The sequence below is a fragment of the Streptosporangium sp. NPDC001681 genome (assembly GCF_040298085.1).
Classification (GTDB): Bacteria; Actinomycetota; Actinomycetes; order Streptosporangiales; family Streptosporangiaceae; genus Streptosporangium.
Map to the genome: position 1 here is coordinate 26,111 of NZ_JBEOZN010000097.1, position 13,542 is coordinate 39,652.

Genomic DNA, 13,542 nt, shown 5'->3' on the forward strand with positions numbered 1-13,542 from the left:
CTCGTCCGCCGGCGGCCCGCACCGCACGGTGCTCGGCCGAACTGATCCTGGGTTACCGGCCGGCCCCCGGGGCCGCATGTTCACGGAAACGGTGCGCCAGTGTGCGGCCGGTTCCTTGAGGTAGGCCATCGACACGCCCTGGGACCAGCCGGCACCGGTCGGCTCATCCGCCCACTCGTGTCGCGCACTGTACGGGTGCCTTTCTCCGCGCCCGCGCCGAACGACAAGCACAACTCGCCGCACCGAACCACGACCCGCAACAGCGACACGGTCCACAGCACGAGCACGGCATCGGGATGTAGGCCCCCGCCCTGCGTTCTGCGGTGAGCTTGACTCCGCCCCTACGTCATAGTTTGTGCTTGAGATATGAAGCTCGTTCCCGTCGCATATCTCGCCTCGTACCTGTTGTCCCTGCTCGGGAACTCGATCGCGGGGATCGCGTTGCCGTTGATCGTGTTACAGACCACGGGGAGTGTGCTTGGTGCAGGGGCGGTCGCCGCAGCGACCGTTGTCCCGGCCGTTCTTGCGGGGTTGCTGATGGGGGTGGTCATCGACCGCATCAACCGGCGCACATCCTCGGTGATCACCGATCTCGTCTCTGCCGCGTCGATCGCCGCGTTGCCGCTGGTCGATCTGGTGTCGGGGCTCAACCTGGGGTGGTTCATTCTGTTCGGCATCATCGGCTCGCTCGGCGACGTGCCCGGTGCGACGGCGCGGGAAGCGCTGCTTCCCGCGGTCGTTCGCCACGGGGGCGTCAGTGCCGAACGACTGATGGGGGTGCGAGAGATGCTGGGCGCGGTGGCGATCTTGCTGGGACCGGCAGCGGCAGGGACTCTCATGATCCTCTTCGACGGCTCAACGGTGTTGTGGATCACCGCCGCTACGTCGCTGGTGGCTGCGCTGATCACGCTCCTGATTCCGCGGCACGTCGGCACGATCATGTCGGAGGACGGTATCGCGGCGGCTCCGACCGGTACCGGGTGGTCACAGTTGCGTGACGGCTGGTGGGCCCTGTTCCGCAGTCGCTTTCTGCTTGCAGTCACCATGATCAGCTTGGCATCGGTGTTAGTCCTCGGGGCGCTGCAAGGGCTCGTGCTGCCGGTGTTCTTCACCCAGGAGAACCAGCCCGGCCTCCTCGGTTTCGTGCTGAGCGCCCTTGCCCTCGGGATGCTCCTCGGCGGCGCGAGCTACGCCGCAGTCGGCACGCGCGGTGCCCGCCGAGCCTGGTTCGTCACCGGTCTCGCCGGAACAACAGTCGGGATCGCCCTCATCGCCGCGCTACCGTCCGTATGGGTGGTGTTCGCTGGGGCGTCCGTCGTCGGATTCTCCAGCGGACTGTTCGGCAGCCTGATCGGCGTGCTCATGATCGAGCGGATACCCGAGACGATGCGAGGACGGATCATGGGCACCCAGAACGCCATGATGACCGCCGCCCCACCGGTCGGCATCGTGCTGGCAGCCATGCTCACCGAGTACATCAGCGTCAATGTCGCAGCTCTCGCACTCGCAGCCGTATGGACCGTCGCCTTCGTCCTCGCACTGACCGCACGGTCGCTTCATAAACTGGAACCAGAGAACCCAGAGCAAATGATGACGAACGAGGCGCAGGTGACCAGCGGTGAACAGTAGCGAACTCGGCTCGCTCGCCGGAGTCACCGTCCGAGCACTCCGCCATTACCATCAGGTCGGCGTCCTCGACGAGCCGCCCCGCGGACCCAACGGCTACCGGCAGTACGACGTGCACGATCTGATCCGAGTCCTACGTATCAGACGTCTCGCCGCCCTCGGAATACCACTGGAGCAGATGCCCGCCCTTCTCGATGAGACCGGCGATCAGGCCATAGGGCTTCTTGATCAGCTCGATCAAGAACTCGCCGCCCAGATCGACCGGCTCACCACGCAGCGCGATCTCATCGCCCGGCTCCGGGAACAGAAAGCAGCGCCGGACATCCCGCCCGAGCTCGCACGGTTTCTCACCACCTTTGCGGCCGGCAGGCTCTCCCCGGCGATGGCACGAATCGACCGGGATCAAACCGTTCTCCTCGCCCACCTGGTCGGCACCGACGGCATGCCCCACCTCGTCGGGTACTACGAACGGATCAGCGACCCCGCTCTCCTGCCCGCCATCACAACCGTGACCGCACAGTTCGAAAGCCTGGGACCCCACACCAGCGACGATGAACTTGACCGGTTCGTTGACGAGTTCGTCACAACCTTCGCGCCGATCGTGCGAGAACTCAACGAAACAGAGTCAGGCGTAGACCTCACCGGAGTTACTGGACTCTTCACCGAATACACAACAGATGTTCTCAGCAACACGCAGCAACACGCACTCGATCTCATCGGCGCACGATTCAACGACATCAACTGACTGCCCGCGCCCCGCACCACCGTCATCCTGGAGGCACCCGTCCAGCAGTGGCGTCAAACACGACATGTGGTATTGCCGACGCCCCGGAAAGCGGTGGCGAGCTCGACGCCGGACGCGCTACTGAGTAGGGCCCAGGCTTGGATGTCCATGTCCATGTCCATGTCCATGTCCGCGAACGTGGGGATGTTACTGGAGCCTCCCATCACCGGCTGCTTCACCCCGGTGCGCTCAGCTGCTCTCGGTTCATCAGGTGAAACCGGAGACCGGTGCTTTTCATCCAGACCGTCGGCGGCAGCTTGTGTGGAGATCGTGCAGCTTTGGTAGAGACACCGAGCAAGGCATGGCGAGCAATGCGGAGATGGCACCACACTTTTTCGGTGCCGATTCCTCCTGCTATGCAGAAACCGTGGCTGCTCTCCTTGCCGGCGGCGGCCGGATGGTTTCTCTCTGAAAACCGTCGATCAACAGCAGTCTTGACGTCGCACTACGGCGATGCCGGCATGTGGTCACTATGACTACCGGCTCCTCGGATTCGAATGAGCAGAATTACAAGCCCATCGCCTTCGTGCTCGTCTTGTTGAGTGCGATCTTTATTGCCATGCCGATCCGCCGCGTGGTGATCGAGGTAAGCGAATTCGGTCTGCGACAATTGTTCATTCCGGTGCTCATCCTGGTCGGGCTGCCTGTGGCCGGGGCGCTTGTCGGAGCCTCGCTGAGATTCCAGGGGGCAGGCGGCAGATTCTTTGGAATCGCATTGGGGGTCTTTGTGTCCAGCTTGCTTCTGATGGCATTTCTCGCTTACTGGGCCTATTACTACCTCATCTGGCGCTGACCCGGCTCACGGCAATAACCCCCGGAGGACGCGGGCGGGAGCGCCTGCCCGCGTCACGTATGGCGGCTTCGTGGTCCCAGGTGTAGTGGGGGCGGGGGTGGTGTGGCCGTCGCGGTGGCGTCCGCGTGTGGCGGCCAGGGCATCTCATGCGCGGACGGACATGCCGGTCCCCCCGCCACCAGCAGGCTCCAAGCCGTCGACAAGACGCCCCCGGCAGGCTGGATGGCGAACGTCATCACCACTCACCGGGTCGACGTGAACGGCTACCACCACAGGCTCAATTTCCGCCTGGAGCCCGCCTGTCAACGGAAAACGAGGAGCGCATGAACAACATCCTGTCCAGGGTCGGCACCCTGGCCGCCGGGCTGACACTCGTCGCGGCCCTCGCGTCTCCGGCCCAGGCCGCCGAGCCCCCTGCTCTCGGCGCCGACACGGCCGCCGCCGGACCCCTCCTCAAGATCGTGTTCGGCTCGCTTCAGGCCTTCGACCTTGAGGAGAGCGGCGAGGACGAGATCCGTGTGCGGATCATAGGTCCGAACGGCGCTGAGTACATCGGCTGGCCCACCAACGGCGACGAGGCCGACACCAAGGCCGGAACCTGCTGGGTATGGGATTATTCGATGTGCACCGCCGGCTCCACAGAGCGCGCCGCCGGGGCGTACAAGAGCCAGACCACCGTTGCCGGAGGCTCGTTCACGATCGAGGTGTGGGAGGACGACCTCATCGGCGACGATCTGCTGCTGCGCATCCCGGTGACCGCCACGGGCGGCTATCAGGACATTGAGGCTTACTCCCCCGCCGGCAAGGGATTCTCCTACCGGTTCGTGGGAAACCTGGAGCCCGCGTAAGTGGTCTCGGTCGGCAGGCCGAGGTCATCCAGGAGGTGACCTTTTGGCGGGGGACGCCCGCGTACTCCTGACAGGCTTAATCATGGCCTCATAGGGGCTATGCCGGGGTAGCCGCCGTTATGCCCACAGGCCCCGTAACCACAGCCAGTGGTCGAACTGGCGCACTTTCCATTGACTGTCCAAGTGCAGCGAGGCCCCTTCGTAGGTGTGACGTTGTTCGGCTTGTTGGATTCGATGACGGCCTTGGCCGCAGCACCGCCCTTCTCGCTCGCCCGAAGCTCCTTCGTACCGGTGGAGTAGAAAGAGCCGCCCTTGGCTTTCTTCCCCAGCGCGGGAACGTAGCCGTCGAGGGGAATGCGGTACCAGGCGAAACCTTCTTCGAAGTTGTCGCACCTACTGTCTGCCGTCCTGATGCGCGTACTCTGCTTCACGCACACCTCGACCCGGTCCTTGTGGAGGACGGCCGCCTCGAAGCCGAGGCCTCCACGGGCGCGGGCACGGCTGCCCTCGTAGCCTGGGTCCCTGAAGGAGCCGCCCCTCGCCTTCCTGCCGGTGGCCGGAACTTTTACCTCTATCGGCGTGAAGTACCAGGCAAAGCCGGATTCGGCGTCGTCACACGGGCGATAGGCGACGCGAATCCGTGTTCGCTTCCTGACGCAGATCACTATGTACGATGGATCCTCCTCCAGGTCCATGATGTCCTCCGGGTCCTCCAGCTCCATGATTTCCTTGATGTCCTCCGGGTCCTCAGAGATCGTCTCCACGGGGGAGAGCACCGGATAATCGAACGCGCAGCCGGTCAGCAGAAAGGCCGCGAGGACCGTGCACAACGGTCGGAGAATGCTTGAGGACAAATTCCCTCGAATCTCGGGGGGATCATTTCTATATGATCAACGAGGAACAGCGGTCACCGGTTCCACTTCCGACGCCCCTGTTTTGGCGCTTCGTCCAACTCGATTGGAACTTTATGTCCGTCTTATCCGTCGTCCTGGTCAGACGGGGAAGCAGTCGGCGCTGATCGGTCGTGTGTTGACCTCGTACCAGCGAAGGGTGACGTGCCTTGACCAACTTAACCCCGCGCGTCCGCGCGCTTACCGGACGAGCCAGGACGCTTGTCTCCTACGGTTACCCCGCAGAGAACAGGACGATGTACGGCGTGGCCGTCCTGGACGGTGACGGGCTGATCCTGCTCTGCTCGCCGGGAGCCAGACCTCGGCACGAGTTGGAGGGATTCGCCGCCGACCATGGGCTGATCTTCGAGTTCCGGCGGTACGGCACCGCCGCTGAGGTGAGGGTCGTCCTGGCCCGCCGCGCCTCGGGCTGGCATGGACTTCCACCCACCGGCCCTCCGGCTCACCATGAGAGCCCACGCATGCATCTGCTCGATGACGTGAACAATCTCCGTTACCTCAGAATGATCACCAACATGTGGCGCGACATGCGGGCCGGCCGCGCCCATGCCCGGTTGAATCGGTCTCGGACGTCAGGTGCCCGCGAGCTCTCGCGTCTGGACGGCCAGGCCTGCCGTCTCCTCTTCAAGCACGGTCAGCCGGCGCTGGAGTCGGAGGATGGCCTGCACCCGACTCCCCAGGCCGATCTACTGCTGTGTTACACAGCCGAGCCGGACCTCCGCGGCCTCATCGTGTTCGGCGGGCCTGGTCGGCCACTGGTTCACCTGCCCGGAAGGTGGGATCCAGAGGACACGCGGCGCTTCGCCGAGCAGAACATGCTGGGGTTCGAAACACGCGGCCTGCCCCATGAGGAGTACCTGGCCTTGACGGGACAGGTCCAGGACGCGGTTCCCTGAGTGACCATTGGTCCGAGCACGGCCCCCGCCGGAGGGCGGGGGCCGCACCGTTGCGTACGAGGGTCAGGGCACCCAGTGGTTGCCGGTTACGGTGATCATGACTTGGAGCTGGATGCTGGTCGAGTAGTAGTCGCTCGCGGTGAACGGGGTGTTGAGCATCTTGGTCCACAGGGCGTCCAGCCAGGCCTGGCTGCCGGAGTCGGTCATCGCCGCCACCGCGAACGGGGCGAAGTAGGCCGGCTCGCTGCCGCTGGAGATCTGGGTGCCGTTGAGCGAGTAGCCGACCGCGATGTTGTTCGGGTTGCCGCCGGTCTTGCTCTTGATCCAGGTGTTGAGCTTGCGCGCGGCGGCGAGTGACTTGGCGTCGCCGCTGGTCACCGCGTCGTTGCCGATCCGCCACGGGTCACGGCAGGCGTTCCACCAGAACTTGCCGTCGTTGGGGTCCTCCAGGACCTGGCCGGGGGCCGGCTTCGGGGTGGTGTTGGTGTTGACCACGAAGTCGGCCAGCAGGCCGGTGCTCGCCGCGTAGGTCGACTGCTGGGAGGCGATCAGGTTCTGGTGGTTGGTGCGGACGGTGTCCCAGGTCGTGTCGCCGGTGGCCTTGCGGAACGCCCTGAAGTGGTCGATCATCCAGTCCGAGGAGCGGCTGATCCAGTAGTACTGGTCGCCCGAGCTGCTCCAGTCGCCGAGCTTCATCAGCTTGGTGGTCGGGTTGACCTCACCGGCCTTGATCGCGTTGATGTGGTTGATCGCGAGCTGCTTGTAGTTGTAGGTGCCCGTGCTGCCCCACTGCCGGTCGGCCAGGAGCAGGCCGTAGGCCACGTCCAGGTCGCCGTCGGTGGCCGAGTCGCCGCCGTTGACACTCTGGCAGGCGGTGTTCTGCTCGGCGGCGAGCAGACCGGGGGTGATCGACGACGGGTGCGCCAGCACGTACTTCACCAGGCCGTCGAAGATCTTCTTCGCGTCCGGGTCGGCCCCGGCCATCGTGGCGGTGATGACCATGCCGTAGCCCTGCGCCTCGGCCACGTACGGGTGGTCGGCGTCGGGGGAGATGATCTGGTACCAGCCGTTGCCGCAGTTCTGCTTGACGAAGGCGGCCTTCCAGCGCTGGTAGTAGTCGATCACCTTCTGGTCGAGCGTGGCCTGGGCGCCACTGGGGCGCAGCATCCCGGCCGCGTAGGGAATCGTGTGCGAGCCGAACGGCACGCCGGGGCCGCCGGGAGTGATCGTCGGGGTGGGACTCGGGGTGCCGCCGGTGCTGCCGTAGACCTCCATCTCGTACAGCGAGTAGCCGTAGACGGTGCCGCGCGCGGTGCCGTACATCCGCACGTAGCGGCCGGTGCCGGACAGGGTCAGGTCGTCGACGCCACCGTCGCCGGAGGTGGTGGAGTAGACGGAGGTCCAGACGTTGCCGTCGGGAGAGGTCTCGATCCGGTACGACTTGCCGTACGCGGCCTCCCAGGTCAGCTTGACCCGGGAGATCGTGGCGGAGCCGCCGAGGTCGACGCGGAGCCACTCGGGGTCGTGGCCCTCGGCGGAGGCCCAGCGGGTGGTGGTGTTGCCGTCGAAGGCGGCCGAGGGGAGGAACGTGGCGTCCTCGTTGGAGGACGAGGTGGCCGGACGGCCCTGGGACAGCAGGGAGTCGGCGGCGAAGCCGGGCGGGGCCGCCAGCACGAACACCGATGCGATCAGTGCCGACGCCAGTGCCAGAACGAGGACGGTCGAGGGGCGTTGGAGACGTGGTCTCGCATGCACAGGGGGTGCCCTCTCTGCGATCATCTAGTTAGGAAAGGTTCCTAACTAGGAAAAGATGCCACCATCCATGACACGTCACGGTCAAGAGGGCAGGGGGCCCAAATTCCCGGTTGCGTGCGATGTAGCGGAAAACCAGGGAGAACGCAGACAGGTGACGGGTGCCTCGAACACCTTCCCGGTGATTGAATCCGGGCATGTCGTTTGATGTGTTGATCAGGGATGGCTGGGTGCTCGACGGCACCGGTGCCCCGGCCTGCCGGGCCGACGTCGGCGTCACCGGTGACCGGATCGCGGCCGTGGGCCGCCTGGACGCGGCGGCGGCCACCACGGTGGTCGAGGCCGCCGGGCGCCATGTCATGCCCGGCCTCGTGGACTGCCACGCCCACGGCGACGCCCTCGTCCTGGACAAGGAGGTGCAGCTCGCCGCGCTCCGGCAGGGGGTGACCACCTTCGTCCTCGGCCAGGACGGGCTCTCCTTCGCACCCTCCACCACTCCGGAGACCTTCGCCTACGCCACCCGCTACTTCGCGGCGGTCAATGGCGTCCACCCCTCGGCCGACGGGCCGATCGGCGTCGGGGAACTGCTCGACGGCTACGACAGGGCGACCGCGCTGAACACCGCCTACCTGCTGCCGCACGGCACGATCCGGTACGACGTGATGGGCGCCGCCGAACGGGCCGCCTCCGCCGACGAGCTGGCCGCGATGCTGGCCCGCGTCGAGCGTGGCCTGGCCGAGGGAGCGGTCGGCCTCTCCACCGGGCTGGAGTACGCCCCCGGCCGCTACGCCGACGCCGCCGAGCTCGCCGCGCTCTGCGCGCCGCTCGGCCGCCTGCCGTACGTGACGCACATGCGCGGGTACGGGGCGGCGGCCCCGGAGGGGATGGCCGAGGTGACCGACATCGCCCGGCGCTCGGGTGTCGCGGTGCACGTCTCGCACTACCACGGCCCGGCCGCGATCCTCCTGCCACTGGTCGACGAGGCCCGGCTCCGGGGGCTGGACATCACCTTCGACACCTATCCCTACCTGCGGGGCAGCACCATCCTGGCGATGGTCGCGCTGCCTCGGTGGGTCCCGGCCGCCGACGTCGACCGGGCGCTGGAGATGCTGGAGTCCGAACGGATCGAGTGGGACGAGAGGCTCTGGCCGAGGGTCACCCTCTCCCACGTGCCAGGTGCCGAGTGGGCCGAGGGGCTGACGCTGCCCGAGGCCGCCGACGAGGCGGGGCTGGAGCCGGGAGAGTTCTGCCGCCGGATCCTGATCGACACCCGGCTGGAGGCCGGATGCGTGGTGGCTCGCCCCGACGAGGGCCCCGAGGGGGAGGCCTCGGTCCGCGCGATCCTGCGCCACCCGGCGCACACCGGCGGCTCCGACGGCATCTACGTGGGCGGCCACCCCCACCCCCGGGGCTACGGGGCGTTCGCCAGGATGCTCGGCCACCACGTCCGCCAGACCGGGGACTGGACCCTGGAGCAGGCGGCGGTCCACCTCGCCTCGCACCCGGCACGCCGCTTCGGCCTCGAAGGGCGCGGGCTCGTCCGCCCGGGACAGGTCGCCGACCTGGTCGTCCTCGACGCGGGAGCGGTCGCCGACCTGGCCACCTACGCCGCCCCGCGCACCCCGGCCACCGGGATCGGCGACGTCCTCGTCTCCGGGGTCCCGGTCCTCGCCGGAGGCCAGCTCACCGGCGCCACCCCCGGCAGGGCGCTGCGCCCCTGAAAGCCACGGCCCTGACGAGCCGCGGCTCTGACAACACGGCACCGGAGAGGGCGCCAGGAGGATAGGGTCCTCAGGGCGACCAACGGGGATGTGACCTCCCACGCCCGGATTCAACGGCCGATGCCCGCTAAATCCGTACAGGTGACCACAGGAAGGGCCGGGACGTGAAGGGGATCGTGGATCCCGAAGGGGCGCTGGGGGCCTCGCTGTTCGGTGGGGCGTTCACCTTCCCGGTGATGGTGGCCCACAGAAGCGCGCTGGAGCACAACATCGCGACGCTCGCGGCCTTCACCGGGGCGTACGGGCTGATCTTCGCCCCGCATGCCAAGACCACCATGTCGCCAGAGCTCATCAGGGCGCAGCTGGAGGCGGGCGCGTGGGGGATGACCGTCGCCACCCCCAGCCAGGCGCTCACCCTGCGCGAGTTCGGAGTCGCGAGGATCGTCCTCGCCAACCAGGTCTTCGACCCCGCGGGGCTGGACGCACTCGCCGCGCAGCTGGCGGAGGACCCCGCGTTCGAGCTCCTCTGCTTCGTCGACTCGGTGGCCGGGGTCGAGACGCTCTCCCGGCACGCCGGGGCCAGGCCGTTCCGGGTCCTGGCGGAGCTGGGCCATGAGGGCGGCCGGGGCGGCAGCCGTACCCTCGCCGAGTTGCTGGAGGTCGCCTCTGCGGCGCAGACGGCCGAGGGCGTGCAACTGGCCGGCGTCGCCGGGTACGAGGGTTCGCTGGGATCCGCCGGCGAGGTGCGGGCCTACCTGTACCGGCTGCTGGAGGCGCTGGAGCACCTGCGGGTGCGCGACCCGATCCTGTCCGTGGGCGGCAGCCAGTGGTTCGACGTGATCGGCCGCGAGCTCGCCACCTGCCGGGCCAGGGTCATGTTGCGCAGCGGCGCCTACGTCTCCCACGACGACGGCTACTACCGCGAGCGCACCCCGTACACCCGGATGGACGGGGAACTGCGCGCCGCGCTGGAGATCTGGGCACACGTGCTGAGCGTTCCCGAGCCCGGCCTGGCCGTGGTCGGGTTCGGCAAGCGCGACGCCCCCTTCGACGAGGGGCTGCCGATCCCGCGCGGAGCCGTCGCGGACGCGACGGTGCTCAAGGTCCAGGACCAGCACACGGTCCTGAGACTGGCGCCGGGATCGCCGGTGAAGCCGGGGGACCTGGTGTCGTTCGGCATCTCCCATCCGTGCACCGCCTTCGACAAGTGGCGGGTCATGCCGGTGGTCGACGAGGAGTACGTCGTCGTCGATCTGATAAACACCTTCTTCTGATCCCCCTTCCCCCTTTTGAGGAGTGACGAGATGAGCGGCAAGCAGGAGCTGCGTACCGACGAGGGCGCGGCGCCCGTGGGGGCGTACTCGCAGGGCCTCGTGGTCGGCGATTTCGTCTACACCTCGGGCATGGGGCCGCTGAGCCCCGAGACCGGCGAGGTCGTCGGGACCGAGGTGGCCGAGCAGACGCATCAGGTGATGCGCAACCTCGGCGCCATCCTCGCGGCGCACGGCCTCGGCTTCGACGACGTGGTGAAGTCGACGGTGCACCTGCAGCACCTCAAGCGTGACTTCGCCGCCTACAACGAGGCGTACAAGTCCTATTTCACCCGCCCCTATCCCGTCCGCACGACCGTCGGCTCCGACCTGATGGACATCCTTGTCGAGATCGACTTCGTGGCCTACAAGCCGCGTTAGAGTCTGACCGACTTCATGGGAGGGCGGCGGCTTGGACAGCTCGCTATACGTCTACGTCGAGGACGTACGCGGGGAGGGCATGGAGGCGGTCCTTGACCGGATCACCGGATACGGCCTGACGGGGATGACCGTGGCCGCGGCGTATCGCCGCGCCCGCGACGTCACCCCGCACGGCCGCTCCCGGGTGACGCTCCGCAGCGACGGTGCGCACTTCACGCCGCCCGCCGACCTGTTCGGCGAGCTGCGGCTGGTCCCGCCGGTCCAGGAAGGCGCGGAAGAGGAGCCGCTGGCCGCGCTCCGCCTGGCCACCGCCGAGCGGGGACTCGCGCTGCACGGCTGGACCGTCTTCCTGCAGAACACCACGCTCGGCCTGGCCAACCCCGACGTGACGGTACGCAACTGCTTCGGTGACCGGAGCTCGCCCGTGGACCTGTGCCCCTCCCACCCCGACGTTCGGCGGTACGCGGTCGCGCTGGGCAGGGCGGTGGCCAGGCAGGGCGTCGACAGCGTGGTGGCCGAGGCGCTGCACTTCTCGACGTTCGGCCACGGCTACCACCACGAGCGCAGCTTCGTCCCGCTCGGGCCGATGGACACGTTCCTGCTCGGCCTCTGCTTCTGCGACTTCTGCATGCGCGGAGCGGCCGGCCTGGGGGTCAACGCCGAGGTGGCACGCGAGGAGTGCACCAGGATCGTGGGCGCCGTCCTCGACGGCGACCCGCCCGCCCAGGGCGAGGTGACCCGCGCGGCACTGACCGCGTACGCGGGTCCCGAGGTGGTCGCCTACGCGCGGGCCCGTTCCGAGGTGGTGACCTCGCTGGTCTCCGACGTCTCCACCGCCGTCACCGCCGAGGGCTCACGGCTGGTCTTCCTGGACGCCACCGGCTCCGTCAAGGGCTACCGCGACGGTCTGCCCTCGCCGGGGCTCGCCGCGCACGACTCCTGGCAGCTCGGCGTCGACCTGGTCGCCCTCGGCGACCTGGTGCCCTCGCTCGGCGTGCTCGCCTACGCCCGCGACGCGGGCAGGGTGGCGGACGACGTGGTCGCCTACCGCCGCTCGACGGGCAAGGACAGGGAACTGCGGGTCGTCCTCCGGCCCGGCCTCCCCGACACCGACTCGGCCGAGCGCCTCGCGGCCAAGGTCCGCGCCGTGCGGGCCTCGGGGGCGGACGCGGTCGACTTCTACGCGTACGGGCTCATGCCCTACCCGATCCTGGACCGCATCCCGGGCGCGCTCTCCGCCTGACCTCACCTGATCTCACCGGGCGAGGGAGCCGTCCAGGACGGCGCTCACGGCCCGGGCGGCGAAGTCCTCGTCGAGGGGGAGGGCGCGGAAGACCGCGCGCAGCCAGACCGCCCCGGCGAGCAGGTCCACGATGAGCATGGGGTCGGCCTCGGCCGACAGCTCGCCGCGCCGCCGCGCGCGGTCGAAGACGGCCTCCTCCCGCGCGAACCGGTCGGCGAAGAAGCCCCGGGTCGCCGCTGCCAGCTCGGGGTGGTGGACGGCGGCGCCGAGGGCGGCCACCGCGACATCGGCGGCCGGGGGACGGGTGAGCAGCGCGGCCACCCCCTCGACCAGGGCCTCCAGATCGCCCCTGAGACCGCCGGTGTCCGGTGGTTCCATCGTGAGCAGGTCGGCCTCGACCAGGGCGGCGGCCAGCAGCGCCGCCTTCGACGGCCACCAGCGGTAGATCGTGGTCTTGTTGACCCCCGACCGCTCCGCCACTCCCTCCACGGTCAGGCCCTCATAGCCCTTGGCCGCGAGCAGTTCGAGCGTCGCCTGGAAGATCTGCTGTTCCTTACGGGGTGCCATGCGTCCAACCATAACAACGCAACGGTGCGTTGTGTTTTAATCGAGGCATCCATCTGACCCGGAGGTCTCATGCTCCCCATCGTTTTCGTCCACGGCATCCGGCTCAGCGCGACCATGTGGGGCCCCGTCATCTCCCGCCTCGACCGTCCCGCGGTGGCGGTCGACTTGCCCGGCCACGGCACCCGCTCCGGCGAGCCGTTCACGATGGACGCGGCGACGTCGGCGGTCGCCGACGCCGTCGACGCGCTGGGCGGCCGGGCACTGGTGGCCGGTCTCTCGCTCGGCGGGTACGTCGGCATCGCCACCGCCGAGCGCTTCCCCGGGCGGGTGGCGGGGCTGATGGCGATGGGATGCACGGCCCGTGGCCCGGCGGCGGCCGGAACCTACCGGTTCGCCGCCTCGCTCGCCGCCAGGAACCCGTCGCTCGCGAACCGGATCAGTTCCTACGGCCTCCGCCGCCTCCTGCCAGGTCCCGTCGGGGAGGCGATGGTGGCGGGTGGGCTCTCCTGCGAGGTGATGCCCCAGGTCGTCGAGGCCGTCACCGGCCACGACCAGCTCGCTGCGCTGGCCGCCTACCCGGGGCGCGTCTGGCTGGTCAACGGCGCCCGGGACCCGTTCCGGGCGAACGAGCGCGACTTTCTCCGGGCCTGCCGGAACGGGCGCCTGATCCTGATCCCCCGCCGGGGGCACCTGGGCGTGCTGGCGGCCCC

Annotated in this window: 13 protein-coding genes; 10 read left to right on the forward strand and 3 right to left on the reverse strand. The window is 68.3% G+C overall.

Annotated elements, in window-relative coordinates:
- Window positions 1–366: 366 nt before the first annotated feature.
- From ABT130_RS33670 to ABT130_RS33685, 4 genes are all read left to right on the forward strand, one after another.
- Window positions 367–1,629 (forward strand): MFS transporter, encoded by a 1,263-nt coding sequence (locus tag ABT130_RS33670; RefSeq protein WP_350962365.1) that lies wholly within the window; start codon window positions 367–369, stop codon window positions 1,627–1,629.
- Window positions 1,619–2,371, forward strand: a complete 753-nt coding sequence (locus tag ABT130_RS33675; RefSeq protein WP_350962368.1) for a MerR family transcriptional regulator — start codon at window positions 1,619–1,621, stop codon at window positions 2,369–2,371. The genes ABT130_RS33670 and ABT130_RS33675 overlap by 11 nt, the downstream gene beginning before the upstream one ends.
- 511 nt (window positions 2,372–2,882) lie before the next feature.
- Window positions 2,883–3,203: a hypothetical protein gene (locus ABT130_RS33680; RefSeq protein WP_350928114.1), complete on the forward strand. Its 321-nt coding sequence runs from the start codon at window positions 2,883–2,885 to the stop codon at window positions 3,201–3,203.
- 323 nt (window positions 3,204–3,526) lie between these two features.
- Complete coding sequence (locus tag ABT130_RS33685) at window positions 3,527–4,051, forward strand: hypothetical protein (RefSeq protein ID WP_350962371.1); 525 nt, start codon at window positions 3,527–3,529, stop codon at window positions 4,049–4,051.
- Between the two features lie 80 nt (window positions 4,052–4,131).
- Here the strand turns inward: ABT130_RS33685 and ABT130_RS33690 are convergent, their stop codons facing one another.
- Window positions 4,132–4,881, reverse strand: coding sequence for a hypothetical protein (locus ABT130_RS33690; RefSeq protein WP_350962373.1), 750 nt, complete (start codon window positions 4,879–4,881; stop codon window positions 4,132–4,134).
- A 230-nt stretch (window positions 4,882–5,111) separates the two neighbouring features.
- Between ABT130_RS33690 and ABT130_RS33695 the strand changes: the two genes are divergently transcribed.
- A complete protein-coding gene (locus ABT130_RS33695) occupies window positions 5,112–5,858 on the forward strand; it encodes a hypothetical protein (RefSeq protein WP_350962376.1) in 747 nt (248 codons plus the stop codon).
- Window positions 5,859–5,921: 63 nt separating this feature from the next.
- On the opposite strand, the gene ABT130_RS33700 is transcribed toward ABT130_RS33695, so the two are convergent.
- Complete coding sequence (locus ABT130_RS33700) at window positions 5,922–7,637, reverse strand: glycosyl hydrolase family 8 (RefSeq protein WP_350962378.1); 1,716 nt, start codon at window positions 7,635–7,637, stop codon at window positions 5,922–5,924.
- A gap of 170 nt (window positions 7,638–7,807) precedes the next feature.
- Here ABT130_RS33700 and ABT130_RS33705 point away from each other — a divergent pair, with 170 nt between their 5' ends.
- From ABT130_RS33705 to ABT130_RS33720, 4 genes are all read left to right on the forward strand, one after another.
- Window positions 7,808–9,331 carry an N-acyl-D-amino-acid deacylase family protein gene (locus tag ABT130_RS33705; protein WP_350962381.1) on the forward strand — a complete coding sequence of 508 codons (1,524 nt, stop codon included), beginning with the start codon at window positions 7,808–7,810 and terminating at the stop codon, window positions 9,329–9,331.
- Between the two features lie 164 nt (window positions 9,332–9,495).
- Window positions 9,496–10,605 carry an alanine racemase gene (locus ABT130_RS33710; protein ID WP_350962382.1) on the forward strand — a complete coding sequence of 370 codons (1,110 nt, stop codon included), beginning with the start codon at window positions 9,496–9,498 and terminating at the stop codon, window positions 10,603–10,605.
- A 30-nt stretch (window positions 10,606–10,635) separates the two neighbouring features.
- Window positions 10,636–11,022 (forward strand): Rid family detoxifying hydrolase, encoded by a 387-nt coding sequence (locus tag ABT130_RS33715; protein WP_030906870.1) that lies wholly within the window; start codon window positions 10,636–10,638, stop codon window positions 11,020–11,022.
- Window positions 11,023–11,053: 31 nt separating this feature from the next.
- Window positions 11,054–12,265: a hypothetical protein gene (locus ABT130_RS33720; protein WP_350928100.1), complete on the forward strand. Its 1,212-nt coding sequence runs from the start codon at window positions 11,054–11,056 to the stop codon at window positions 12,263–12,265.
- Between the two features lie 12 nt (window positions 12,266–12,277).
- Here ABT130_RS33720 and ABT130_RS33725 read toward each other — a convergent pair whose 3' ends face one another.
- On the reverse strand, window positions 12,278–12,832 hold the full coding sequence (locus ABT130_RS33725; RefSeq protein WP_350962385.1) for a TetR/AcrR family transcriptional regulator: 555 nt from the start codon (window positions 12,830–12,832) through the stop codon (window positions 12,278–12,280).
- A 69-nt stretch (window positions 12,833–12,901) separates the two neighbouring features.
- Here ABT130_RS33725 and ABT130_RS33730 point away from each other — a divergent pair.
- On the forward strand, window positions 12,902–13,542 hold a 641-nt coding region (locus ABT130_RS33730; protein WP_350962387.1), incomplete at its 3' end, for an alpha/beta fold hydrolase.